Source organism: Catellatospora vulcania (genome assembly GCF_009720385.1).
GTDB classification, from domain to species: Bacteria; Actinomycetota; Actinomycetes; order Mycobacteriales; family Micromonosporaceae; genus Catellatospora; species Catellatospora vulcania.
The window spans coordinates 185,143-207,014 of record NZ_WARX01000001.1 but is presented as its reverse complement, the minus strand read 5'-3'; the positions used below and the strand labels follow the sequence as shown (position 1 = coordinate 207,014).

23 protein-coding genes are annotated in these 21,872 nt (G+C 71.6%); 8 read left to right on the top strand and 15 right to left on the bottom strand.

Annotated elements, in window-relative coordinates:
- Window positions 1–21 precede the first annotated feature (21 nt).
- Complete coding sequence (locus F6W97_RS20130) at window positions 22–675, top strand: winged helix-turn-helix transcriptional regulator (RefSeq protein ID WP_155372003.1); 654 nt, start codon at window positions 22–24, stop codon at window positions 673–675.
- Between the two features lie 145 nt (window positions 676–820).
- Here F6W97_RS20130 and F6W97_RS20125 read toward each other — a convergent pair whose 3' ends face one another.
- The 5 genes from F6W97_RS20125 to F6W97_RS20105 all read right to left on the bottom strand — a co-directional run bounded on the left by F6W97_RS20125 (window position 821) and on the right by F6W97_RS20105 (window position 6,343).
- Window positions 821–1,834, bottom strand: coding sequence for a methionine synthase (locus F6W97_RS20125; RefSeq protein WP_407924601.1), 1,014 nt, complete (start codon window positions 1,832–1,834; stop codon window positions 821–823).
- Between the two features lie 199 nt (window positions 1,835–2,033).
- Window positions 2,034–3,113, bottom strand: a complete 1,080-nt coding sequence (mnmA, locus tag F6W97_RS20120) for a tRNA 2-thiouridine(34) synthase MnmA (protein WP_196279245.1) — start codon at window positions 3,111–3,113, stop codon at window positions 2,034–2,036.
- Window positions 3,114–3,327: 214 nt separating this feature from the next.
- Window positions 3,328–4,491, bottom strand: a complete 1,164-nt coding sequence (locus tag F6W97_RS20115) for a cysteine desulfurase family protein (protein ID WP_155372001.1) — start codon at window positions 4,489–4,491, stop codon at window positions 3,328–3,330.
- A gap of 103 nt (window positions 4,492–4,594) precedes the next feature.
- Window positions 4,595–5,551, bottom strand: a complete 957-nt coding sequence (locus F6W97_RS20110; protein WP_155372000.1) for an electron transfer flavoprotein subunit alpha/FixB family protein — start codon at window positions 5,549–5,551, stop codon at window positions 4,595–4,597.
- A gap of 12 nt (window positions 5,552–5,563) precedes the next feature.
- A complete protein-coding gene (locus tag F6W97_RS20105; protein ID WP_155371999.1) occupies window positions 5,564–6,343 on the bottom strand; it encodes an electron transfer flavoprotein subunit beta/FixA family protein in 780 nt (259 codons plus the stop codon).
- A gap of 249 nt (window positions 6,344–6,592) precedes the next feature.
- Between F6W97_RS20105 and F6W97_RS20100 the strand changes: the two genes are divergently transcribed.
- A complete protein-coding gene (locus F6W97_RS20100; protein WP_155371998.1) occupies window positions 6,593–6,769 on the top strand; it encodes a hypothetical protein in 177 nt (58 codons plus the stop codon).
- Window positions 6,770–6,897: 128 nt separating this feature from the next.
- On the opposite strand, the gene F6W97_RS20095 is transcribed toward F6W97_RS20100, so the two are convergent.
- Window positions 6,898–7,704: a GNAT family N-acetyltransferase gene (locus tag F6W97_RS20095; RefSeq protein ID WP_196279244.1), complete on the bottom strand. Its 807-nt coding sequence runs from the start codon at window positions 7,702–7,704 to the stop codon at window positions 6,898–6,900.
- Between the two features lie 18 nt (window positions 7,705–7,722).
- Between F6W97_RS20095 and F6W97_RS40185 the strand changes: the two genes are divergently transcribed.
- Genes F6W97_RS40185 through F6W97_RS20080 form a run of 3 tightly spaced genes read left to right on the top strand, consistent with a single transcriptional unit; the run spans window position 7,723 to window position 8,866 of the window.
- Complete coding sequence (locus F6W97_RS40185; RefSeq protein ID WP_196279243.1) at window positions 7,723–8,115, top strand: YidH family protein; 393 nt, start codon at window positions 7,723–7,725, stop codon at window positions 8,113–8,115.
- A complete protein-coding gene (locus tag F6W97_RS20085) occupies window positions 8,112–8,450 on the top strand; it encodes a DUF202 domain-containing protein (protein WP_230686831.1) in 339 nt (112 codons plus the stop codon). Before F6W97_RS40185 ends, F6W97_RS20085 begins: the two co-directional genes overlap by 4 nt.
- Window positions 8,451–8,467: 17 nt before the next feature.
- Window positions 8,468–8,866, top strand: a complete 399-nt coding sequence (locus F6W97_RS20080; protein WP_155371995.1) for a PLD nuclease N-terminal domain-containing protein — start codon at window positions 8,468–8,470, stop codon at window positions 8,864–8,866.
- Here F6W97_RS20080 and F6W97_RS20075 read toward each other — a convergent pair.
- The 4 genes from F6W97_RS20075 to F6W97_RS20060 all read right to left on the bottom strand — a co-directional run bounded on the left by F6W97_RS20075 (window position 8,863) and on the right by F6W97_RS20060 (window position 14,085).
- Window positions 8,863–10,248: a GH1 family beta-glucosidase gene (locus tag F6W97_RS20075; RefSeq protein ID WP_155372989.1), complete on the bottom strand. Its 1,386-nt coding sequence runs from the start codon at window positions 10,246–10,248 to the stop codon at window positions 8,863–8,865. The two genes, F6W97_RS20080 and F6W97_RS20075, sit on opposite strands and share 4 nt — an antisense overlap.
- Complete coding sequence (locus tag F6W97_RS20070) at window positions 10,248–11,558, bottom strand: D-arabinono-1,4-lactone oxidase (RefSeq protein WP_230686830.1); 1,311 nt, start codon at window positions 11,556–11,558, stop codon at window positions 10,248–10,250. The genes F6W97_RS20075 and F6W97_RS20070 overlap by 1 nt, the downstream gene beginning before the upstream one ends.
- Window positions 11,555–12,721, bottom strand: a complete 1,167-nt coding sequence (locus tag F6W97_RS20065) for an alanine racemase (protein ID WP_230686959.1) — start codon at window positions 12,719–12,721, stop codon at window positions 11,555–11,557. The genes F6W97_RS20070 and F6W97_RS20065 overlap by 4 nt, the downstream gene beginning before the upstream one ends.
- 74 nt (window positions 12,722–12,795) lie before the next feature.
- A complete protein-coding gene (locus tag F6W97_RS20060) occupies window positions 12,796–14,085 on the bottom strand; it encodes an MFS transporter (RefSeq protein ID WP_155371993.1) in 1,290 nt (429 codons plus the stop codon).
- 153 nt (window positions 14,086–14,238) lie between these two features.
- Between F6W97_RS20060 and F6W97_RS20055 the strand changes: the two genes are divergently transcribed.
- On the top strand, window positions 14,239–16,296 hold the full coding sequence (locus tag F6W97_RS20055) for a hypothetical protein (RefSeq protein ID WP_155371992.1): 2,058 nt from the start codon (window positions 14,239–14,241) through the stop codon (window positions 16,294–16,296).
- A gap of 92 nt (window positions 16,297–16,388) precedes the next feature.
- Window positions 16,389–16,550 carry a hypothetical protein gene (locus F6W97_RS20050; protein ID WP_155371991.1) on the top strand — a complete coding sequence of 54 codons (162 nt, stop codon included), beginning with the start codon at window positions 16,389–16,391 and terminating at the stop codon, window positions 16,548–16,550.
- Between the two features lie 240 nt (window positions 16,551–16,790).
- Here the strand turns inward: F6W97_RS20050 and F6W97_RS20045 are convergent, their stop codons facing one another.
- Entirely contained in the window at window positions 16,791–18,422 is a 1,632-nt protein-coding gene (locus F6W97_RS20045) for an acetolactate synthase (RefSeq protein ID WP_155371990.1), read from the bottom strand.
- 70 nt (window positions 18,423–18,492) lie between these two features.
- Window positions 18,493–19,266 carry an enoyl-CoA hydratase-related protein gene (locus F6W97_RS20040; protein ID WP_155371989.1) on the bottom strand — a complete coding sequence of 258 codons (774 nt, stop codon included), beginning with the start codon at window positions 19,264–19,266 and terminating at the stop codon, window positions 18,493–18,495.
- 80 nt (window positions 19,267–19,346) lie between these two features.
- Here F6W97_RS20040 and F6W97_RS20035 point away from each other — a divergent pair, with 80 nt between their 5' ends.
- Entirely contained in the window at window positions 19,347–19,823 is a 477-nt protein-coding gene (locus F6W97_RS20035; protein WP_155371988.1) for a DUF6232 family protein, read from the top strand.
- Window positions 19,824–19,877: 54 nt separating this feature from the next.
- On the opposite strand, the gene F6W97_RS20030 is transcribed toward F6W97_RS20035, so the two are convergent.
- From F6W97_RS20030 to F6W97_RS20020, 3 genes are read right to left on the bottom strand one after another with little or no spacing between them, the layout of a single operon-like run.
- Window positions 19,878–20,255, bottom strand: a complete 378-nt coding sequence (locus tag F6W97_RS20030) for a YccF domain-containing protein (RefSeq protein ID WP_155371987.1) — start codon at window positions 20,253–20,255, stop codon at window positions 19,878–19,880.
- 18 nt (window positions 20,256–20,273) lie between these two features.
- Window positions 20,274–20,891 (bottom strand): ribonuclease FAU-1 family protein, encoded by a 618-nt coding sequence (locus tag F6W97_RS20025; RefSeq protein WP_230686829.1) that lies wholly within the window; start codon window positions 20,889–20,891, stop codon window positions 20,274–20,276.
- Window positions 20,888–21,727 carry an ABC transporter ATP-binding protein gene (locus tag F6W97_RS20020; protein ID WP_155372986.1) on the bottom strand — a complete coding sequence of 280 codons (840 nt, stop codon included), beginning with the start codon at window positions 21,725–21,727 and terminating at the stop codon, window positions 20,888–20,890. The genes F6W97_RS20025 and F6W97_RS20020 overlap by 4 nt, the downstream gene beginning before the upstream one ends.
- Window positions 21,728–21,872 lie beyond the last annotated feature (145 nt).

Here is a 21,872-nt window from a genome sequence, read left to right as displayed (position 1 = left end):
CCCGAAAGGTATGCTGGCGGGATGCCCAAGCGGATGTACGGCCAGGTGTGCCCGATCGCCCGCTCACTCGACGTGCTCGGTGAGCGGTGGACCCTTCTCATCGTGCGCGAGCTGCTGCTCGGCCCGAAGCGGTTCAAGGAACTCCTGGCCCGGCTACCCGCGATGGGCACCAACCGCCTCGCCGAGCGGCTGCAACTGCTGGAGCACAGCGGGGTCGTGGCGCGCCGCGCGCTGCCCGCCGCCGCGGACGTGCGCGCCTACGAGCTGACCGCCTACGGCGAGCGGCTGCGGCCGCTGCTGGCCGAGCTGGCGGCCTGGGGATCCCGGCTGCCGATGGACGACGACGTCGACCCCGCCACGCTGCGCGCCGAGCTCATCGCGCTCTACCTGACCGAACACAGCGCGCCGGAGGACTCCCGCGGCCTGCACGAGACCTACCAGTTCCAGGTCGGCGACGAGGTCTTCCACGTCGTCGCCGACGACGGCACGGCGTACGCCCGCTCAGGCCCCGCGCCCACCCCCGCCGACCTCACCGTGACCTGCGACCTGGCCACCTTCGACGGCCTGACCCGCGGTTGCCCACCCGCCGCCGACACCCTCACCACCACCGGCGACCCCGCCCTGCTGACCCACGCCTTCCAGGTCCTGCGCCACCCCGGCCCGCCCGCGCCCTGACGCCATCACCAACGCGCCAGGCGGACGGCTCCCAGCCCCGGCCGCCGCCTCGAATAGAGGTTGGCCTATCTGGATGATTATTCGAAGATCGAACTCATCCGGATAGGCCAACGTCTATGACAGCAGTGGCCGAACGCCGGTAAGGTCACTGTTCGATGAGGCGGCGGCCGGCTTCGCGGCACGCCTCCAGGACCGCCTTGGCGTACGCGGGCGACGCGCCCGCCAGGCCGCACGACGGCGTGACCACCACCCGCTGCGCCAGCAGGTCCTCGGCGAACCCGAGGTCCCGCCACAGCCGCTTGATCCGCTCGGCCAGCGCGGCGGCGTCGGGCTGCCGCCCATTCGCCGCGGGCGTCGTGCGTGCCACGCCCGCGAACAGGCCCAGCCCGGCGTCGATCAGCTCACCGATCGCGTCGATCTTCTCCGCGCCGGTGCCGACCAGGTCCAGGTCCAGCGCGAGCCCGGACGCCCCGGCCTCCCGCAGCAGTGCCAGCGGGGCTTCGGGCGCGCAGCAGTGCACGATCACCGGCACCCCCGCCGCCTCGATCACCGAGGTGAGCGTGTCCCGAACGGTCGCCGGCGCCACCGAGCGGTACGTGTGCAGGGTGCTGGCGGTGCGCACCCGCCCGGCCAGCACCGCGGGCAGCGACGGCTCGTCGAGCTGGAGCAGCACCTGCGCACCCGGCACCCGGCGGCGCACGTCGGCCACGTGCGTCTTGAGCCCTTCGGCGAGCGACGCGGCCAGGTCCCGGGTCGCGCCGTGGTCGGATACCAGCGCCTCGCCCAGGGCCAGCTCGATGTTGGCGGCCAGCGTCCACGGCCCGGCCGACTGCACCTTCAGCGTCCCGGTGAAGCCCTCGGCCTGCTCGGTGAGCTGGTCCAGGTCGCGCTCGCGCAGGTCGTACGCCCGGCGAAGCTCCCGGCCCGCACTGGCGGCGACCCGCCACCGGCCCGCGTAGATCTCCACCGGCAGCTCGACCAGGAACCCGGCGCTGCGGCCGATCATGTCCGCGCCGGGCCCGCGGCCGGGCAGTTCCGGCAGGTACGGCAGGTCCGGCAGCTCGCCGAGGGTGAACTTGACCGCCTCGGCGATGTCGGTGCCCGGCAGCGAGCCGATGCCCGTCGCCGATCCGGCGGGCCACAGCGGCTGCGCGGGAATGATCGTGGTCTCGTCAGGCATGCTCATGGTGAGGCCTCGTTCTACTGGCGGGGACGACCCGGTACGGCCGCTCCGCGGCGCGGAGACGGCGGGGTGGGCAGCGCGAACGCCGCCCGGATGTGCTGATCCGCACCTGTGGAAAGAGCTCGACGGACACCGTGCCGGTGGGTCGAGGGAACGCGGCGGGGACCGCGCGCGGTCATGACGCGGTGGTGATGGTGGCGCTGCCGAGCACGATGTCACCGGCCGGGTCCGGCCGGTACGCGACCACGGCCTGGCCGGCGGCGATGCCGCGCTCGGGGCGGCGCAGCCGTGCGCTCATCGCGGAGCCGTCCAGCTCGACGACCGCCGGCGCGGGGCGGCCGTGCGCCCGCAGCTGCACCTCGCACTCGATCGGCCCGGTCGGCGGCTCGCCCGCGATCCAGACCGTACGCGCGCCGTCGACCTGCGTGACCTCCAGCGCCTCGGCGGGGCCGACGGTGACGGTGTTGGTGACCGGCGTGATCGACAGCACGTAGCGCGGTCGGCCGTCCGGCGCGGGCCGGCCCAGCGCCAGCCCCTTGCGCTGCCCCACGGTGTACGCGAACGCCCCGTCGTGCCTGCCCAGCACCTCGCCGGTGCTGCCGTCGACGATGTCGCCCGGCTCGCTGCCCAGGTGCTTGCGCAGGAAGCCCTGGGTGTCGCCGTCGGCGATGAAGCAGATGTCGTGCGAGTCGGGCTTGTCGGCGACGCCCAGGCCGCGGGCGTGCGCCTCGGCGCGCACCTGCTCCTTGGTCGAGTCGCCCAGCGGGAACATCGAGTGACCCAGCTGCTCGGAGTTGAGCACGGCCAGCACGTACGACTGGTCCTTGGCGAGGTCGACGCTGCGGCGCAGCAGCCCGTCGGCGCCCAGCCGCGCGTGGTGGCCGGTGACCACCGCGTCGAAGCCCAGGGCCAGCGCCCGGTCCAGCACCGCCGCGAACTTGATCTTCTCGTTGCAGCGCAGGCACGGGTTCGGGGTCCGGCCCGCCGCGTACTCCGCGACGAAGTCCTCGACCACGTCCTCGTGGAAGCGCTCGGCCATGTCCCACACGTAGAAGGGGATCGCGAGCACGTCCGCCGCCCGCCGCGCGTCGTGCGCGTCCTCCTTGGTGCAGCACCCCCGCGCCCCGGTCCGATGCGTCGCCGCATTCTTGGACAGCGCCAGATGCACCCCGGTGACGTCGTGCCCGGCCGCCACGGCCCGGGCAGCCGCCACCGCCGAGTCCACTCCACCAGACATAGCCGCCAGCACCCGCACCCCGACAGCCTACCCGCCCACCACTTTCCCCCGTTGATCATGAACTTATGGCACGGGTCGACGGCGTGTCATCGCCACAAGTTCATGATCACTTCTGGGTATCGCGAGCCGGCGCGCCCGTACCACCCGGGTGATCATGAGGTTGTGGACACGACACACCGCTGAGCCTTGCCATAAGTTCATGATCAACGCGGTGAGGCGCGGGAGGGGTGGGTCAGCGGGACATGCCGGCGCGGCGGGCGCGGTCCACGGCGGGGGGCAGGGCCGTGATGAGGGCGTCGAGGTCGGCGCGGGTGCTGGTGTGGCCGAGGGTGAAGCGCAGGGAGGAGCGGGCGGAGAGGGGGTCGGCGCCCATCTCCAGGAGCACGTGGGAGGGCTGGGCGACGCCGGCGGAGCAGGCCGAGCCGGTGGAGACGGCGATGTCCTGGGCGTCGAGCAGCAACAGCAGGGCGTCGCCCTCGCAGCCGGGGAAGCTGAAGTGCGCGTTGCCGGGCAGGCGGGAGCCGGGCTGCCCGGTGGGCGCGCCGTTGAGGACCGCGTCGGGGACCACCGCGCGTACCCGCTCCACCAGCTCGTCGCGCAGCGCGGCGAGCCGCTGCGAGTGCTGCTCCTGGTGCTTGACGGCGTGCTCGACGGCGAACGCGAAGGAGACGATGCCGGGCACGTCGAGGGTCCCGGAGCGCACGTCGCGTTCCTGGCCGCCGCCGTGCAGCAGCGGGGTGCAGGCCACGTCGCGGCCCAGTACCAGTGCGCCGACGCCGAGCGGCCCGCCCAGCTTGTGCCCGGTGAGGGTGAGCGCGGCGACACCGCTCGCGGCGTAGTCGACCGGCACCTGGCCGACGGCCTGGACGGCGTCGGTGTGCAGCGGCACCCCGCGCGCGGCGGCCAGCGCGGCCAGTTCGGCGATCGGCTGGACGGTCCCGACCTCGTTGTTGGCCCACATGACGGTGACCAGCGCGACCGTGTCGTCCAGCGCCTCGGCCAGCACGTCGGGCCGCACCCGGCCCTCGTGGTCGACCGGCAGCGAGACCACCTCGGCGCCCTCGTGCTGGCCCAGCCAGTGCACCGCATCCAGCACCGCATGGTGCTCGACGGCGCCGGTCAGCACCTTGGTCCGGCCATCGGGGCGGCGAGCCCAGTAGATGCCCTTGATCGCGAGGTTGTCGCTCTCGGTGCCGCCACCGGTGAAGATCACTTCGGATGGCCGTGCGCCCAGTACCGCCGCGATGCGCTCGCGCGACTCCTCCACCCGGCGGCGGGCAGCACGGCCCGGGCCGTGCAACGACGAGGCGTTGCCGACCTCACGCGCGGTCGCGACATAGGCGTCGAGCGCCTCGGGCAGCATCGGCGTGGTCGCCGCATGATCAAGGTAGGCCATCTCGCCGCCAAGCCTAGCCGTAAGGGTGCTTACCCGTACTCCAGGAGTACACGCACGAGGGCCCGGCGGGGGTTCCCGCCGGGCCCTGTCCAGGGCGTACGCCCTAGCGACGCTTGCGAATCTCCTCGGACGCCTGCGGCACGACCTGGTTCAGGTCTCCCACCACACCGAAGTCGGCCAGCTCGAAGATCGGCGCCTCGGTGTCCTTGTTCACCGCGACGATGGTCTTCGAGGTCTGCATGCCGGCCCGGTGCTGGATCGCGCCGGAGATGCCCACCGCGATGTAGAGCTGCGGCGACACCGTCTTGCCGGTCTGCCCGACCTGGAACGCGTGCGGGTAGAAGCCGGAGTCGGTCGCGGCGCGCGACGCGCCGACGGCCCCGCCGAGCAGGTCGGCCAGCTCCTCGATGATCTTGAAGTTCTCCGCCGACGCGACACCGCGGCCGCCGGAGACGACGATCGACGCCTCGGTCAGCTCCGGGCGGGCGCCCTTGGCCTCGGCGACGCGCTTGGTGACCACGGCCAGCTTGTCGGTGTCGGCGAGCGTCACCTCGACCTGCTCCACCGACGGCGAGGCCGCGGCGGGGCTGGGCGTGAGCGAGTTCGGCCGTACGGTGACCAGCGGCAGGCCCTTGGTGACCTTGGACTTCACGATGGTCGAGCCCGCGAAGACGACCTGGGTGGCGGTGCCGTCGGCGGCCAGCTCGACCACGTCGTGCAGCACGCCGTTGTCCAGCTTGACCGCGAGCCGGCCCGCGATCTCCTTGCCCTCCTGGGTGGAGCCGATCAGCACGGCCGCCGGGGAGGCCGTCTTGACCAGCTGCGCGAGCGCGGTGGCCTTGGGGGCGACCAGGTGCTCGTCGATCTCGGCGCTCTCGGCCGCGTAGACCTTCGTCGCGCCGTACTCGCCGAGCTTGTCGACGAGCGGGGCGGCCGTGCCGGGAGCGCCCAGCACCACCGCGGCAGGCTCGCCGAGCGAGCGCGCCAGGGTCAGCATCTCCAGCGTGACCTTCTTGACCGTGCCGCCGGAGGACTCGACGACTACCAGAACCTCAGCCATTGTCGGCGCCTCTCAGACGAACTTCTCGGACGACAGGTAATCGACCAGCGCGACGCCGCCCTCACCGGAGTCGGCGACCTTCTGGCCGGCGCTGCGCGGCGGGCGCTTGCTGTGCGACAGCACGGTGGTGGCGGCGCCCGCCCAGCCCACCTGGTCGGCGGCGACCCCGAGGTCGGCCAGCGACTTCGTGTCCACCGGCTTCTTCTTGGCCGCCATGATGCCCTTGAAGGACGGGTAACGCGGCTCGTTGATGGTGTCCCACACGCTGACGATCGCGGGGGTGGCGGCCGTGACGACCTCGTACCCCTCCTCGGTCTGGCGCTCGACGGTCAGCTGCGAGCCCTCGACGGTGAGCTTGCGCGCGCCGGTCAGCGCCGCGAAGCCGAGCCGCTCGGCCAGCATGTGCGGCATGACCTGGCCGCGCGCGTCGGTCGACTCGGCACCGGAGATGACCAGGTCGGGCGAGAGCGCGCTGATCGCGGCGGCGAGCACCCGGCTGGTGCCGAGCGCGTCGGTGCCGGCGAGGGCGTCGTCGAGGACGTGCACGGCCGCGTCGGGGCCCATGGACAGCGCCTTGCGGATCGACTCGGTGGCCCGGTCCGGCCCCATGGTCAGCACGGTCACCTCACCGCCGTGCGCCTCCTGCAGCCGCAGCGCCTCCTCGATGGCGTACTCGTCCATCTCGTTGATGACGTTGTTGGCCGAGGCACGGTCGACGGTGTTGTCGTCCGCGCGCAGATTGCGCTCGGCGCCGGAGTCCGGCACCTGCTTGACAAGTACGACGATCTTCATCGCGCTCTGACGACCCTCCTGAGTTGAACGGACGTTCATGCCCTCGCCGCGAGCCTGTCGCCTGACACGTCGCGGGTCAAGCTCGACCGGCTGTGGACGTTGCCACTTTTGCCAGCCCGCCGCAGGTTACTGACGAGTAATTTATTGCCCCTGCTCGTCTACCCGCCAGGACGGCCGCCAATAGTGACAGAGGTCACCCATTGACGACACCCATCCCGTAAAGTCACGCCTAGCAGGAGGTGTCATGACATGACCACGCAAACCGCACCCCTGCCGGGCCGCCCCACGACCGATCCAGGCTTGGGCCCCGAGGCGGAGCACCACCGGCAGGCCGAGCCCGACGAACACCTGTGCACCTGTGGCCGCCTACGCGACGACTGCGTCCGCGACACGATCCGCCACCTCTGGAACCTCACCCGCAGCTGACCACCGCCGCTCGGACTCGCTTTTCCATAGACGTTGGCCTATCTGGATGACTTTTCGGCGATCGAACTCATCCAGATAGGCCAACGTCTATTAAAAACGGGCCGCGCCGCCCGGCCGCCGAGCGCGGGTTACGCAGCCGGCGGCTTCCAGATGTACGGAGTAGTCGTCGTCACCGCGACCATCCCGAGCCGCTCCAAAATCGGCCGACTGTCCGCCGACGCGTCCACCTGCAAATACCTGAACCCGCGCGCCACCGCACGGATCGCCCGGTGCGCCACCATCGCCTTGTAGATCCCCCGCCCCCGCCACTGCTCCAGCGTGGACCCGCCCCACAGCCCCGCGAAGTCGGTGCCCTTCTCGTACCGGATCCACCCGGCGCAGACCACCTCGCCACCCGCCTCGGCGACCACGATCGTCAGCCCCTGCGGATCGGCGTCCAGCTCCTTGGCCAGGCCGTGCACCAGGTGGCTGCGGTCCTCCTGCCAGACCGCCTCCTCCATGGCCGCGATCCGCTCCAGGTCGTCTCGCGAGGTCACCTCGCGCAGCGTCACCCCGTCCGGCAGCACCGGGGCCTTGGCCAGCGGCTCGGCCAGGCCGATGATCACCGTCTCCAGCTCGTTGGGCGCGAACCCGGCCGCGACCAGCCGGTCCGGCAGGTCGGCGGGCAGGTCATGGCCGCGCAGCTTCCACTCGACCTCCTCGCCGCGAGCGGCGAAGTAGTCGCGCTGGCGGGCGATCAGCGCGTCGAGGTCGGGGCCGCTCAGGTGGGACACGTCGCGATAGGTGACGAATCCGCCGCGGTCGAGGCCGCTCATCCGGACCACCGGGCCGTCCCATTCGACGACCATGCCCGCGGGCAGGGGGTCGGGGATCTCGGTGCGCAGTTGCTCGTCGTACGCGCTCAGCAGGGCGTTGGGATCAAGTTCAGAAGTCATCGCCTTGATACTAGGAAGGTGCTGGCTAGAGTGCGCAACTGGTTTGATCCGCGCGAAGTTCACGAAACAGGGCAGACTCCCGACTACCGCTTCTCGCTGGCCAACGAGCGCACCTTCCTCGCGTGGATCCGCACCGGCCTGGCCATGATCGGCGGCGGGCTGGTGGTGGCCCAGTTCCTGCCGCCGATGGCCGTGCCGCACCTGACGAAGATCCTCGGAGTGGCGCTGATCCTGCTCGGCGTGGGCTGCGCGCTGCGCGCCGTCGACCACTGGATCCGCTGCGAGATCGCGATGCGCAACGGCCGCCCGCTGCCGCCGTCGCACTTCCCCGCGGTGCTCGCGATCGTCGTCGCGCTGGGCACGCTGGCCCTGCTGGCCGAGGTCTTCATCGACTGGTACCGGAGCCGGTGAGCAGCCCCGCCGACCACCGCGCGGCCGTGCACACCACCCCCGACCACGGGGCGCAGCCGGAACGCACCCGGCTCGCCTGGCGGCGCACCGTGCTGTCGGGCACGGCGTGCGCGCTGCTGCTGTTCCGGCTGGCGTTCAGCCGCGGCCTGGACGACGCCGGGGCGCTGGCTCTCGCGCTCACGCTGCTGAGCTGGCTGGCGTTGCTCCTGGTCGCCCAGCGGCGGATCAGGGCCATGGCGCGGCAGCATCCGACGGGGGTAGCCCGGACGATGGCGGCGGTCACCGTCTCCAGCATCGTGATGGGTCTGTTGGGGGTACTGCTCATCCTCTGGTGAGGTCTACGCTCTACGCCGTGGGACGCCTCTGGATGTTCATCTTCCTCGCCGAGCTCGTGCTGACCGTGGCCGCGCTGATCAGCTGCCTGTCCGCGGAGGAGCACCGCCTCAACGCGCTGCCGCGCTGGGGCTGGGTCCTCATCATCCTGCTGTTCTCGCCGATCGGGGCCATCGCCTGGTTCGTGGTCGGCCGCGAGACGACGCCGAACCCGAAGGTGTGGCGGCAGGGCAGCGGCTTCCCGGAGCACCAGCGCCCGCGCCAGCTGGCCCCGGACGACGACCCGGACTTCCTGCGCCGGCTCGCCAAGGAGCAGCGCGAGACCGCGGCCGCCGACCGCGAGCTGCTCAGCAAGTGGGAGATGGACCTGCGCCGCCGCGAAGAGGAACTGCGCAAGCCGGACAAGGCCGACGACTAGGCGCGGTCGCGCAACCGCCCCGCCAGCCAGTGGAAGGACTCCTTGGGCGTACGCCGCTGCGTCGGGTAGTCCACGTGCACCAGCCCGAAGCGCTGGCGGTAGCCGGCCGCCCACTCGAAGTTGTCGAGCAGGCTCCACACGAAGTAGCCGCGCAGGTCGAGCCCGTCCGCCCGCTTGCGCAGCGCCACCGCGAGATGCTCGCGCAGGTAGTCCACGCGCTGCGGGTCGGGCACCGAGCCGTCCGGGGCGACCTCGTCGGGGAAGCTGGCCCCGCCCTCGGTGATGTACACCGGCGGCAGACGGTCACCGTAGCGTTCGGACAGTTCGTCGAGGGTGTCGCCGAGCCCGGCCGGGCTGACCGGCCAGCCGAAGCCGGTCCGGGGCAGGCCCTCGATCTCCGCGAAGGCGAACGGCAGCTCGCCGACCCGGGCGAAGTCGCCCTCGGGCGTGTGGTCGGTGGCCGCGTCCGGGTCCGCCATGCCGACCCGGCTCGGGTAGTAGTAGTTGACGCCGTAGAAGTCCAGCGGTGACGAGATAACCGCCAGGTCCTCCGCGGGCACCGCGCCGAACGCGTCGAACATCTCCGTGAACGGCTCCGGGGCCTGCGGATACCGGCCGAGCAGCACCGGGTCCTCGAAGACACGGTTGGCGATGAGGTCGTAGAGGGCGGCGGCGAGCTGGTCTTCGGGGCGCTCCGAGGCGGCGACCACGGGCGTGTGCACGTTGGTGATGCCGATCTGCCCGGCCACCCCGGCGGCGCGCAGCGCCTGCACGGCCAGGCCGTGGCCCAGGAGCTGGTGGTGTGCGGCGGGCAGCGCGTCGAACAGCAGCGCGTGGCCCGGGGCGTGCGCGCCGGTGGCATAGCCGGCCAGGGTCACCGAGTGCGGCTCGTTGATCGTGATCCACTTGCCGACCCGGTCGCCGAGGCGTGCGCCCATCAGGGCGGCGTACTCACCGAAGCGCTCCGCGGTGTCGCGCGACAGCCAGCCGCCCGCGTCCTCCAGGGCCTGCGGGGTGTCCCAGTGGAACAGGGTCGCCACCGGCTCGATGCCCCGGGCCAGCATCGCGTCGACGAGCCGGTCGTAGAACGCCAGACCGTCCGGGTTGGCCGGTCCGGTGCCGTCGGGCTGGATGCGCGGCCACGCGACGGAGAAGCGGTACGCGTCGGCCCCGAGTTCGCGTACCAGATCGAGGTCCTGCTCGTAGCGGTGGTAGTGGTCGCAGGCGACCGACCCGGTGGCTCCGTCGAGCACCCGGCCGGGCTGGGTGCAGAAGGTGTCCCAGACCGACACCCCGCGCCCGCCCTCGGTGACAGCACCCTCGATCTGGTACGCCGCCGTGGCCACGCCCAGCGTGAAGTCCCTGGGGATCGCCGGATCCATCACGCGCCCAGCACCCGGTCCAGGTAGTCGTTGGCGAAGACGCGCTCGGGGTCGAGCTTGTCGCGCACCGCGAGGAAGTCGCCGAACCGGGGGTACGTCGGCGCGAGCGTGCCAGCATCCTGGTAGTGCATCTTGCCCCAGTGCGGCCGCCCGCCGTGCGCGCGGAAGATCTGCTCGGCGAGGCGGAAGTAGGTGTGCGGATCCTCCTTGAAGAACCGGTGGACAGCCACGTATCCGGTCTCGCGCCCGTGCGCGGTGGACAGCCAGATGTCGTCCGGGGCGGCGACCCGCACCTCGACCGGGAACGAGATGCGCCAGTTGTTCTGCGTGATCAGGCGGTCCAGCGCGCGCAGCACGTCGGGCACCTCCTCACGCGGCAGGGCGTACTCCATCTCCCGGAAGCGCACCTCGCGCTTGGTGGTGAAGACCGACGTGGACACGTCGGTGAACTCCCGGTTGTTGGTGAGCCGCTGGGCCAGCCGGTTGATCGGCGGGGTCAGCGCAGGCGCGGCCTTGCCGAGGTTGCACACCCAGTTGAAGACGGTGTTGGACATGAAGTCGTCGTCCATCCATCGCTGGAAGCCGCCGAGCGGCTTGCGCGGGGCGTCCATCGGCAGCCGGGTGTTGGTCTTGGTCAGCGCGGTCTGCGTGTGCGGGAACCAGTAGAACTCGAAGTGGTCAGCCCCCAGCGCCCGCTGCTCCCACCGGGCCAGCACCTCGGTCAGGGGCTCCGGCTTCTCGATCGCCTGGAGCTGGAACGCGGGCACGCACTGCACGGTGATGTCGAGCAGCACCCCGAGCGCGCCCAGGCCGAGCCGGGCCGCGTCGAGCAGTTCCGGGTTGCTGTTCTCGGAGATCTCCAGGACGCGGCCGTCGGCGGTGGCCAGGGTCAGCGCGACGATCTGCGTGGCCAGCCCGCCGAACGCGTGCCCGGTGCCGTGCGTGCCGGTCGAGGTCGCGCCCGCGATGGTCTGCGCGTCGATGTCGCCCATGTTCTGCAGCGCCAGGCCGTACGGCTGGAGCAGCTCGGGCAGCCGGTAGAGGTGGGTGCCCGCGGCGAGCTTCACCCGGTGGCGCTGCTCGTCGACGGCCAGCACGCCTTGCAGGTTGCGCAGGTCGAGCTGCACGCCCGGGGCGACGGCGATGCCGGTGAAACTGTGGCCCGCGCCGATCGGCTTGACCCGCAGCCCGTCGGCACGCGCGGCGGCGATCGCCTGCACCACCTCGTCGGGGCTGCTCGGATACGCCACCCGCGCCGGGGTGACGCTCTCGATGCGGCTCCAGTTCCGCCACACGGTGCTGCTGCTCACAGGAATGCCTTTCCTTCACCACGGTAGGTGGGCAGAGTCCCCACGACCGTGTCTGCGTCGATCAGGTGAAGCTCGTTGACGTGCTCGGACAGCTCGCCCGCCTTGGTGTGCCGCAGCCAGACGCGGTCGCCGAGGCGCAGCCGGGTCGCGGCCTGGCCCACCACCGGAGTCTGCACCTCGCCGGCCATCTCGCGGGGCACCATCTTCAGCCCCGCGGGCCACACGATCTGCGGGAGCCGGTCCATGGCGGGCGGGCCGGACGCGATCCAGCCGCCGCCGAGCAGGGTGACCCGGTCCGGGGCGGGCCGGCGTACCACGGGCAGCGCGAACGCGGCCGCGGGAGCCGGGGTGAAGTGGGCGTAGTTGTCGAACAGGTGCGGGCCGAACAGCCCCGAACCGGCGGCGACCTCGGTCACCGAGCGGTCCGCGCCGGTGACCTCCAGGCTGCCGGTGCCGCCGCCGTTGACGAACTCCAGCGGGGCCAGCTCGTTCACGGCCGCGACGGCTGCCGCACGACGTTCCAGCAGCTCGGACATCGAGGAGCGCTGCAACGCGCGCACCATCGCGCCGCGCAGCGGGCTGCCCTTCGGGGCGTTGCCCAGCCCGGCGATCTGGGCTTCGTAGCCCATCATGCCGACCAGCCGGAAGCCGCGCCGGGCGACGACCGCCTCGGCCAGCGCGCGAGCCTGCTCGGCGCGGTGCACCGGCGAGCGCCACACCCCGATATGCCCGAGCAGCCGCGACTTGAACGACGAGTCCAGCTCGATGGCGACCCGGATGTCGGCCCGCGCGCTCGGCGCGACGACGGCGTCCACCAGGTCCAGGTGATCCACCGAATCGATCATGATGGTGACCCGGCCGGCCAGCTCGGGCGAGGCCGCGAGCTGCGCGATCGCGGCCCGGTCCGCGCTCGGGTAACCGACGACCACGTCGTCGATCGTCTCGGCCAGCCACAGCGCCTCGGCCAGCGTGTACGCCAGCACGCCGTGGTAGCCGGGCAGCGCCAGCACCGCGTCGAGCACGCCGCGGGAGCGCACCGACTTGCTGGCGATGCGGATCGGCACGCCGTTCGCGCGGCGGGCCAGGTCGTGCGCGTTGTACGACAGCGCGGCCAGGTTCACCGCGCCGAACACCGGATCCAGCGCCGCGGTCGCCGTGTTCATCGCCGACCAGTACGCGTCGGCGTCCTCCCACGGCCGGGCCGTGGACGGAGCCGACACCTGCAGCGCCAGAGTCATCAGCGCACTCCCTTCACCGGCAGCACGGCGAGCGCGCCGAGCACCGAGATCACACCGGACGCCACGTACAACGGCCCGAAGCCGCCCAGCTGCGCGACGACGAACGCGCCGAGCAGCGGGGCCATCGCCTGCGGCACCGCGGTGGCGATGTTCATGATGCCGAGGTCCTTGCCGCGGGCCGCCGGGTCCGGCAGCACCTGGGTGGCCAGCGCCTGGTCCACCGACAGGAAGCAGCCGTAGCCCAGGCCGAGCAGGCCCGCGCCGATCGTGGCCACGGTCAGGGTCGGGAAGAACGCCAGCAGCACGGCGGCGACGCCCTGCAACCCCGACGAGACGAGAACGAAGACCTTGCGCCGTCCGATGCGGTCCGACAGCCGGCCGAGGAACAGCGCGGCCAGCACCACGAACAGCATGTAGATCAGCGTCAGGACGAGCAGCGCGTCCTCGGCCTTCTCGACCTTGACGTGGTACATCAGGAAAAAGAGCAGCAGCGTGGTGCCCAGCGCGTTGCCGACGTTGACCAGGATGCGACTGAGCAGCGTCCAGCCGAAGTCGGGGTAGCGGCGCGGGCTGATCCAGAACCCGGCGGCCAGGTCGCGGAAGCTGAACGGCGGCCGGGCCGAGCGCGGCAGCACCTCGTCGGGCGCGCCGAGCACGAACGGCAGCACCAGCAGCACGAGCAGCCCGGCCATCAGGGAGTAGCCGATGACCTGGCTCAGCGCCAGCTCGGTGACCAGCACGATGCCGAGGATGGTGCCGATCGCCTGCGGGGCGGAGATCCAGCCGGAGACGTACCCGCGCTGGCCGACCGGAACCTGGTCGGAGATGGTGGCGGTGAGGGCCGCGGTCAGCACGCAGAAGCCGACCAGGGTCAGCGTCCACCACACGCCGATGCCGACGATGTCGTCCTGCAGGCCGAGCACCACCAGCGAGGCGGCGAACAGCAGCGCGCCGAAGATGATCCAGGGACGGCGGCGGCCGAGCCGCGACACCGTGCGGTCCGAGAGAGCGCCGGTCAGCGGGTACGCGATCAGCGCGAACGCGCCGGCGATGCCGGACACGATGCCGAAGGCGACCACGTTGTCGACCCAGTCCGCGGCTTTGAGCTGCGCCTCGACCTGGATCGGCAGCAGCAGCTGCACGGGGGTCAGCTGCGCCATCCAGATGCCCAGCCAGGCCAGTGCGAACAGGCTGATCCAGCGGCCGGTGACCGGCCGTTGCGGCTCGGCGAACGGAGCGGGCGGGGGCGTTGCGGGGTCAGCCGTAGTGAGCGTGGCCGGTTCGGTCATGGGGGGTCCCTCGGGCCAGGTGTGATTCCCGTCGCGCGGAGTTTAGAGAACTTTTCATGTTCGCACCAGGCTCGCCACCCGGACAGATGAACGGCAGCGTGTCGCGCCGACGGGTCTGGTGCGAACGTGAAACCTTCTCTAGGCTCCGCCGCCATGAAGGCATACACACGTCTGCTCGGCATCGTCGCCGTGGCGGCGATAGCGATACTCGGCCCGGCCACCGCGGCCTCGGCGCACGAGGAGCGGGCCACCCGCGAGCTGGACGGCACCGGCAGCGTCCCGGTCTACCGCACCACCGGGCCCACCCTGCTGGTCTGCAAGACCGACCCGGCCGACTTCGCGACCCGCATCGCCGCCTTCCCGGCCGAGCTCAAGGCCGTGAACGAGCAGCTGTGGACGCAGTGCCAGAACGACGGGTTCCGCCACATCCAGCAGGCCGTGGACGCCGCCCACCTGCCCGGCACCAACATCAAGATCCTGCCCGGGGTGTACCTGGAGGAGCCGAGCATCGCCCCGGCCAGCCCCCAGTGCGCCGCCATGGAGAACGGCGCGGTACGCGGCCGCATCTACGGCTACCCGGTGCTCACCTGGGACCAGCAGCTCGCCTGCCCGCACCTGGCCAATCTGGTGGCCATCCTCGGCAAGAAGAACCTCCAGCTGGAGGGCACCGGCGCGAACCCGGCCGATGTGCTCGTCGACGCGCAGTACAAGAAGCTCAACGCGATCCGGGCCGACAACGCCGACGGCGTGTACTTCCGCAACATGTCCGCCCAGCGGGCCCAATTCAACGCCTTCTACATCATGGAGACCGACGGCTTCGTGGTCGACCGGACCATGGGCCGCTGGAACGACGAGTACGCCTTCCTCACCTTCGCCGTCGACCACGGCCTCTACACCGACTGCGAGGGCTACGGCAACGGCGACTCCGCCTTCTACCCCGGCGCGGCCTCGAACATCAACAAGGACCGGGGCCACGACGTGCCGCGCTACGCCGTGGAGATCCAGCGCTGCTACGGCCACCACAACACGCTGGGCTACTCCGGCACGGCCGGTGACTCGGTCTGGGTGCACGACAGCGTCTTCACCGAGAACACCGCGGGCATCGCCACCGACAGCGCCTTCCCCGACCACCCGGGCATGCCGCAGAACCACTCGAAGTTCGAGAACAACGTCATCGCGAACAACAACACCGACTACTACCGGCACATCGTCGACGGCACCTGCAAGAAGCCCTTCGAGCAGCGCGGGTACGAGCAGGGCGTGGTGTGCCCGGCGGTCGGCCTGCCGGTCGGCGCGGGCGTGGTCAACCCGGGCGGCAACTACAACATCTGGCGCGGCAACCACATCTACGGCAACCGGTACTCCGGGTTCGTGACCAGCTTCGTACCCGGGTTCGTGCGCAACGACACCGAGTTCGCGCAGCAGTTCGACACCTCGCACCACAACCGCTACCTCGACAACGTGATGGGGGTCAGCGAGAAGGGCGAGTCCGAGCCCAACGGGCTGAACTTCTGGTGGGACGGGCAGGGCGTCGGCAGCTGCTGGACGGGCATGTCCGACACGAACATCCGTACTGTGCCCGCCTGCGGCGACGACGACCTGCCCGCCATCGGCTCCCACCGCTACCTCGGCGAGCCCGCCGCCACCCTGAAGATGTACGCCTGCGCCGGCTACGACGGCGGACGGCAGCACCTGCCCTCCGACTGCGACTGGTACGGCGAGTACGCCGCCTCGGGGCTGGCGCGCATCGAGGTCAAGTGGGCGTTCGGCGGCGCAATCGTGCTCGGGCTGCTGGCGATCGGCCTCTACTACCGCCGCCTGCGCGACTCCAAGCGCGCCATGCTCGGGCTGCTGCTGGCGGTCGGCGGCTTGACCGTCGGCGTCTTCGGCACCCTCGACATGGGCAGCGTGCTGCACCCGATCGGCCTCGCCCTGTACGGCGCGGGCTTCGCCCTGCTGGGCCTGGCGCTGCGGGAGACCCACGCCCGCAAGCTGGGCATGACAACGCTGATCGTGGCCGTCTTCGCGCTGCTCGGCGCGATCGACCACGGGCTGATCATGATCCCGTGGCTGCCGGTCTCCCCCGCCCTGCTGCGGGTGCTGACCGAGGTCGTCTGGATCCCGTGGGCCCTCGGCGCGGTCCTCGTCGCGGGGCGCACCCGGGCAGTCGCACCGGCGGCCGAGCCCGCACCGGAACCGGCGGCAGCCTGACCAGCAGCGGTCGGCGGCGGCCTGACCGCCCGCCGCCGACCACTGCGCACGGTGACCGGGCACGGCATGTTCGGGGCTTCGAGCAGCGGGGTGTGCGGGTCGTCGCGTCGACCGGGCCGCTACCGGTTCCGTTCACGTTCGTGCTGAAGACGCCGCCCGCCGCCCCGGCCGCCGGGGGCGAAGATCACCGCCCCGGTACGGTCTTCGGCTCGGCGCTGATCACCGCCCCGGTGCAGGTCTCGGGTCGGCGCTGATCGCCGCCCCGGTGCAGGTCTCGGGTCGGCGAAGATCGCTGTTTCTGGTCATGATCTGCGGTCTGACCACAGTTTCTGACACGAAACAGCGATCTTCCCCCTCCCGCGGCAGCGCGCCGGAGGGTGGGCGTTAAGAAGGGCACCCTCCTCTACGCATGGCGTTAAGAAGGTGCCCTTCCTTCGTTCGGAGCGCGGCGCAGCGCGGCGCGCGGGGGGCGCGGGGCGGGGCGCCGGGGGGCGTTAGGCGAGGTTGGCGGAGCGGGGGTAGGCGTCGGCGGGGTCGGTGATGACGTTGACGAGGTAGGGGACGCCGGCGGAGAAGGCGCGGGAGAGGGCCGCGGGGAGGTCGGCGGCCTTGGCGACGGTTTCGCCGCCGCCGCCGAGGGCCTTGACGACCTCGTCGTAGCGCAGGCCGGGCTGGAGGTCGGCGGCGACGTCGTAGCCGTACATGGCGCGCATGGGGTGCTTCTCCAGGCCCCAGATGCCGTTGTTGCCGACGACCATGACGACGGGCAGCTTCTGGCGGACCAGGGACTCGACGTCCATCAGGGAGAAGCCGGCGGCGCCGTCGCCCATCAGCACGCAGACCTGGCGGTCGGGGTAGGTGACGCGGGCGCCCATCGCGTAGCCCATGCCGGTGCCGAGGCAGCCGTACGGGCCGGGGTCGAGCCAGCTGCCGGGGACCGAGGGCTCCAGGTAGCGCCCGGCGTACGAGACGAAGTCGCCGCCGTCGCCGATGGTGACCGCGTCGGCGGCCAGCACCTTGCGCAGTTCCCCGTAGACCCGGGCCGGCTTGATCAGCTCGGTGTCGGCTTGCATCTCCAGCTCGTGCTTGGCGGCCTGGGCCTGCTCGGCGGCCCGCAGCGTGGCCACCCAGTCCGCGTGGTCCACCCGGTCCCCCGCGTACGCCGCGAAGCCGGACAGGATCGCGCGCAGGTCACCCGCGGGCGAGACGGCGACGGAGACGTGCTCGGCGCGCTGGCTCGGCGCGTCGACGACGTGCACGACCTGGGCCGCGCCGAAGTCGCCGAAGCCGAGGCGGAAGTCGAGCGGGGTGCCGACGACGACCACCACGTCGGCCCCGTCCAGGGCCTTGCGGCGGGATTTGGCGAACGCGAGGGGGTGGCTCGGGGGCAGGGAGCCGCGGCCCATGCCGTTGGCGAAGACGGGCACGGTCAGCGCCTCGGCCGCGGCCCGCAGCGCCTCGGTGGCGTCCCCGCCGTACACGTCCGAACCCGCGATGATCACGGGCCGCGACGCGCCGGCGATGAGGCGAGCGGCCTTCTCCACCAGGTCCGGGTCCGGCTCCAGCACCTGGACCTGCGGTGCGACCGCCTTGCCGTCTCCGGTGCTGAAGACGACTTCCAGCGGCAGGTCCAGGAACGACGGTCCGCGGTGCGGGGCGAGCGCGTGCTCCAGCGCGGTCGTCACCGCCGACGCGATGTCGTCGGTGGCGGTGACGGTGGCGGCGTGTTTGGTGACCGGCGCGACGATCGGCAGGTGGTCGATCTCCTGCAGCGAACCGGAGCCCCAGCGGAACTGCGGCGCCCGGCCGCCGAGCACCAGCACCGGCGCGGCGTTGAAGAAGGCGCTGGTCAGGCCGGAGACACCGTTGGTGACACCGGGACCGGCGGTGAGCACCGCGACGCCCGGACGGCGCTGCAGCTTGGCGACCGCTTCGGCGGCGAACACCGCGGTCTGCTCGTGCCGCACGTCGTAGAGCGGGAAGCCGACCTGATGGGCGGCGTCGTACAGCGGAAAGACGTGCCCCCCGGAGAGGGTGAACATCTCGCGTACGCCCGCGGCCTGCAACGCGGCCAGCGCGAGCTGTCCACCGTGGCCGGAAACAGCGATGTCAGAGGTCTCAGCCATGACCGTGTCCCTTCGTGTGCCGGGAGCCTATCCAGCACGCAGGAAAATATGAAGAGGACTCACAAACTCGTCAGCGGCCGATGAACTTCGCCGGGCGGCGCTCCACGAAAGCGGTCATGCCCTCGCGCCGGTCCTCGGTGGCGAACAGCGCCGCGAACAGCTGGGACTCCCAGGCCAGACCGGCCGCGAGGTCGCGGTCGAGGCCGCCGTCGATGGCCAGCTTGGCCGCCTTCAACGCCTGGGCCGGACCGTTCACGTAACCCGCGACGAGTGCCTTGGCCTGGTCGTACACCATGTCCGCGGCGCACACCCGGTCGGCGAGCCCGATCTCCAGCGCCTCCTCGGCGTCGACCATGCGGCCGGAGAAGATGATGTCCTTGGCCTTGGCCGGGCCGACCAGGCGCGCCAGCCGCTGGGTGCCGCCCGCGCCGGGGATGATGCCCAGCTTGATCTCGGGCTGGCCGAGCTTGGCGTCCTCGGCGACGACCCGCCAGTCGCAGGCCAGGGCCAGCTCGCAGCCGCCGCCCAGGGCGTAGCCGGTGATCGCCGCGACGACCGGCTTCGGGATGCGCGCGACGGCGTCGAAGGCACTGCTCAGCGCACCGGCGCGAGCTGACATGTCCACGTACGACATGTCCGCCATCTCCTTGATGTCGGCGCCGGCCGCGAAGACCTTCGGTCCGCCGTAGACGACGACGGCGGCGATGCGGCTGTCGGTCGTGACCGCCTGGGCCGCGGCCCGCAGCTCCTCCTGGACCTGGACGTTGAGCGCGTTCATCGGCGGGCGTTCCAACCGGATGGTGCCGATCCCTGCGTCGACTTCCACGTTCACGAACTCGCCCACCGCTGCCTCCTCATCGAGTGCCGATAGGACGAGCTTAGGCGGTTTGCGTGCATCGCCTACGGTGAGGGCCGGAGGCTGCGATGATCGTCTATTACCGCGATCCCGCGGTCGAAGTCACCTCGACCGCGATCCACATCCACGACCGCGTCTTCCGGCTCGAGGATCTGGAGTACGTCTGGCACCGCGAGATCACCGCAGATCCGCGGTCCATGCGCCGGCTGGCCGGACGCGGCGCGCTCAACGCGGGCGTCGTGGTCGGGGCGGTGCTCGCCCTGCTCGGACTCATCTACCTGATCGCCGCCACGGTCGGCGACCCCGGAGCCGCGGGCCGGGTGCTGGTGCCGCTGGCGGTCGTGGTGCTGCTGGTCGGCCTGGCCGGTCCCGCCCTGGAGTGGACGCTGCACCGCCTGGACCACAGCTACGACCAGGGCATCTCGATGCACGAGATCTGGGCGGTGTGGCGCGGCCGCGAGCTGCTCCTGCTGCGCGTGGCCGACGAGTCGCGCTTCGGCCGCATCTACCGCTCCATCCAGCGCGCCCTCGAACAACACCGGTAGCGCGGCACGGTCGGCCCGTCCCGGATCCGGGACGGGCCGACCGCGGCACGACGGTCAGGGGCGCTCGACGATCTCCCGGCCGAGCGGCCACAGGGCGGCAGGCACCAGCTTGAAGTTGGCGACGCCGAACGGGATGCCGATCAGGGTGATGCACAGGGCGATGCCGGTGACGATGTGCATCAGCGCCAGCCACCAGCCCGCCACGATCAGCCAGACGACGTTGGCCAGCGTCGAGGCCAGCCCGGCGCTGGGCTTCTCCACGATGGTGTACCCGAACGGCCACAGCGCGTACCGGGCGAGCCGGAACGAGGCCACCCCGAACGGGATGGTCACGATCAGGACGAAGCAGATGATGCCGGCCAGCCCGTACGCGATGGCCAGCAGGAAGCCGCTACCGAAGATGAACCACAGGATGTTCAGGAGCGTGCGCATACCTACGATCGTGACGGGTCAGGGCAAGGTAGGCGCGAGTTCGTCCCATCCCGCGGGCAGCGGTCGCGGCTGCCAGGCCGGATCCGGCTGCCACCGGGCCCAGGACTCGTCCCACCACCGCTCGCCGGCCTCCAGCAACTGAGCCACCCGGTCGCCCTCGGCCTGGATCGCCGCCATCCGCCCGGGGTAGCGGGCCGGGCCGGTGCGCGCGAAGGCCTCGACGTCCTTCCACTCCCACTGCCCGGTGGTCGCGGGGACGTTCAGGTCCAGCTCGTGGTCCAGGGTGTCGAACCCGATGGCGGTACGCCGGGGCGCGTCCTGGAGGTTGACGTACCAGCCGTTCCACTCGCGCTGCGGACCCGTCCAGAACACGAAGATCGCGTGGTCGACCCCCGGGAAGTGCAGGCAGAGCATGCCGTGGCCGCGCCACTCCTGCTTGCCCTCCAGCAGGTACGGGTGCTCGCCGACCGGGAACGTCCCGGACGCGGGGAAGCCGAACCGGGTGCCCGGGGGCACGAACGTGGCCAGCAGGTCGTCGGTGTCCTGCACGCAGACTCCCGCGTACCCGAACCACACCTCGCCGTGCATGATCTCCCGCCGGACGACGGTCTCGCCGGGGGTGAAGCGGCGGGTCACCTGGCGCGGGCCGTGAACCGGCCCTCGGCCGAGGTGACCTCCAGCGGCAGGCCGAAGGTCGCCGACAGGTTGTCCGACGTGATCGTCTCCGGGATCGGCCCGGCCGCGACGATGCCGCCCTCGCGCAGCAGCAGCGCGTGGGTGAAGCTCGGCGGGATCTCCTCCACGTGGTGCGTGACCAGCACCAGGGCCGGCGCGTCCGGGTCGGCGGCCAGCTCGGACAGCCGTGCCACCAGGTCCTCCCGGCCGCCCAGGTCCAGCCCGGCCGCGGGCTCGTCCAGCAGCAGCAGCTCGGGGTCGGTCATCAGGGCGCGGGCGATCTGGGTGCGCTTGCGCTCGCCCTCCGACAGCGTGCCGTACTGGCGCTGGGCCAGCCCGGCCATGCCCCACTCGGCGAGCAGCTCCTCGGCGCGGGCCTCGTCCATCGGGTCGTACGCCTCGCGGAAGCGGCCCACCACCGACCAGGACGCGGTCACCACCACGTCGCGGACCAGCTCGCCCGCGGGCACCCGCTCGGCCAGCGCCGCCGTGGACAGGCCGATCCGGGTGCGCAGCTCGTTCATGTCGACGCGGCCGATGCGCTCGCCGAGCACGTACACGGCGCCCTTGGTCGGGTGCGCGCGGCCCGCGGCCAGGTGCAGCAGGGTGGTCTTGCCCGCGCCGTTGGGGCCGAGCACCACCCAGCGCTCGTCCAGTTCCACCCGCCACGAGATGTCCCGGAGCAGGTGTTTGCCCTCGCGCACGACGTCGACACCGTCGGCGGCGATGACGAGATCGGGGTCGTCCGGGGCGACCGCCCGGTTCACCTCGTGGACGGTCTGAGCAACGCGGTGCAGTCCTGACACGCCGATATCCAATCACGGCCGCCCCCGCCGGGGTGCAGACCTGCCAGCCAGATCACAGTCCGGCCGACGCCGGGACCCCATGGCCTCCGCCGGATCACATACGGTGAGGCGGCACACAGACCGATTGGGGAGGCGC

What these genes read in the sequence shown, in the direction of transcription:
- F6W97_RS20130 (WP_155372003.1), top strand. Translation starts at nt 22, where the DNA reads ATGCCCAAGCGGATGTACGGCCAGGTGTGCCCGATCGCCCGCTCACTC.
- F6W97_RS20115 (WP_155372001.1), bottom strand. Translation starts at nt 4,491, where the DNA reads ATGGCCTACCTTGATCATGCGGCGACCACGCCGATGCTGCCCGAGGCG.
- F6W97_RS20110 (WP_155372000.1), bottom strand. Translation starts at nt 5,551, where the DNA reads ATGGCTGAGGTTCTGGTAGTCGTCGAGTCCTCCGGCGGCACGGTCAAG.
- F6W97_RS20105 (WP_155371999.1), bottom strand. Translation starts at nt 6,343, where the DNA reads ATGAAGATCGTCGTACTTGTCAAGCAGGTGCCGGACTCCGGCGCCGAG.
- F6W97_RS20100 (WP_155371998.1), top strand. Translation starts at nt 6,593, where the DNA reads ATGACCACGCAAACCGCACCCCTGCCGGGCCGCCCCACGACCGATCCA.
- F6W97_RS20095 (WP_196279244.1), bottom strand. Translation starts at nt 7,704, where the DNA reads ATGACTTCTGAACTTGATCCCAACGCCCTGCTGAGCGCGTACGACGAG.
- F6W97_RS20075 (WP_155372989.1), bottom strand. Translation starts at nt 10,248, where the DNA reads ATGGATCCGGCGATCCCCAGGGACTTCACGCTGGGCGTGGCCACGGCG.
- F6W97_RS20065 (WP_230686959.1), bottom strand. Translation starts at nt 12,721, where the DNA reads ATGAACACGGCGACCGCGGCGCTGGATCCGGTGTTCGGCGCGGTGAAC.
- F6W97_RS20060 (WP_155371993.1), bottom strand. Translation starts at nt 14,085, where the DNA reads ATGACCGAACCGGCCACGCTCACTACGGCTGACCCCGCAACGCCCCCG.
- F6W97_RS20055 (WP_155371992.1), top strand. Translation starts at nt 14,239, where the DNA reads ATGAAGGCATACACACGTCTGCTCGGCATCGTCGCCGTGGCGGCGATA.
- F6W97_RS20045 (WP_155371990.1), bottom strand. Translation starts at nt 18,422, where the DNA reads ATGGCTGAGACCTCTGACATCGCTGTTTCCGGCCACGGTGGACAGCTC.
- F6W97_RS20035 (WP_155371988.1), top strand. Translation starts at nt 19,347, where the DNA reads ATGATCGTCTATTACCGCGATCCCGCGGTCGAAGTCACCTCGACCGCG.
- F6W97_RS20030 (WP_155371987.1), bottom strand. Translation starts at nt 20,255, where the DNA reads ATGCGCACGCTCCTGAACATCCTGTGGTTCATCTTCGGTAGCGGCTTC.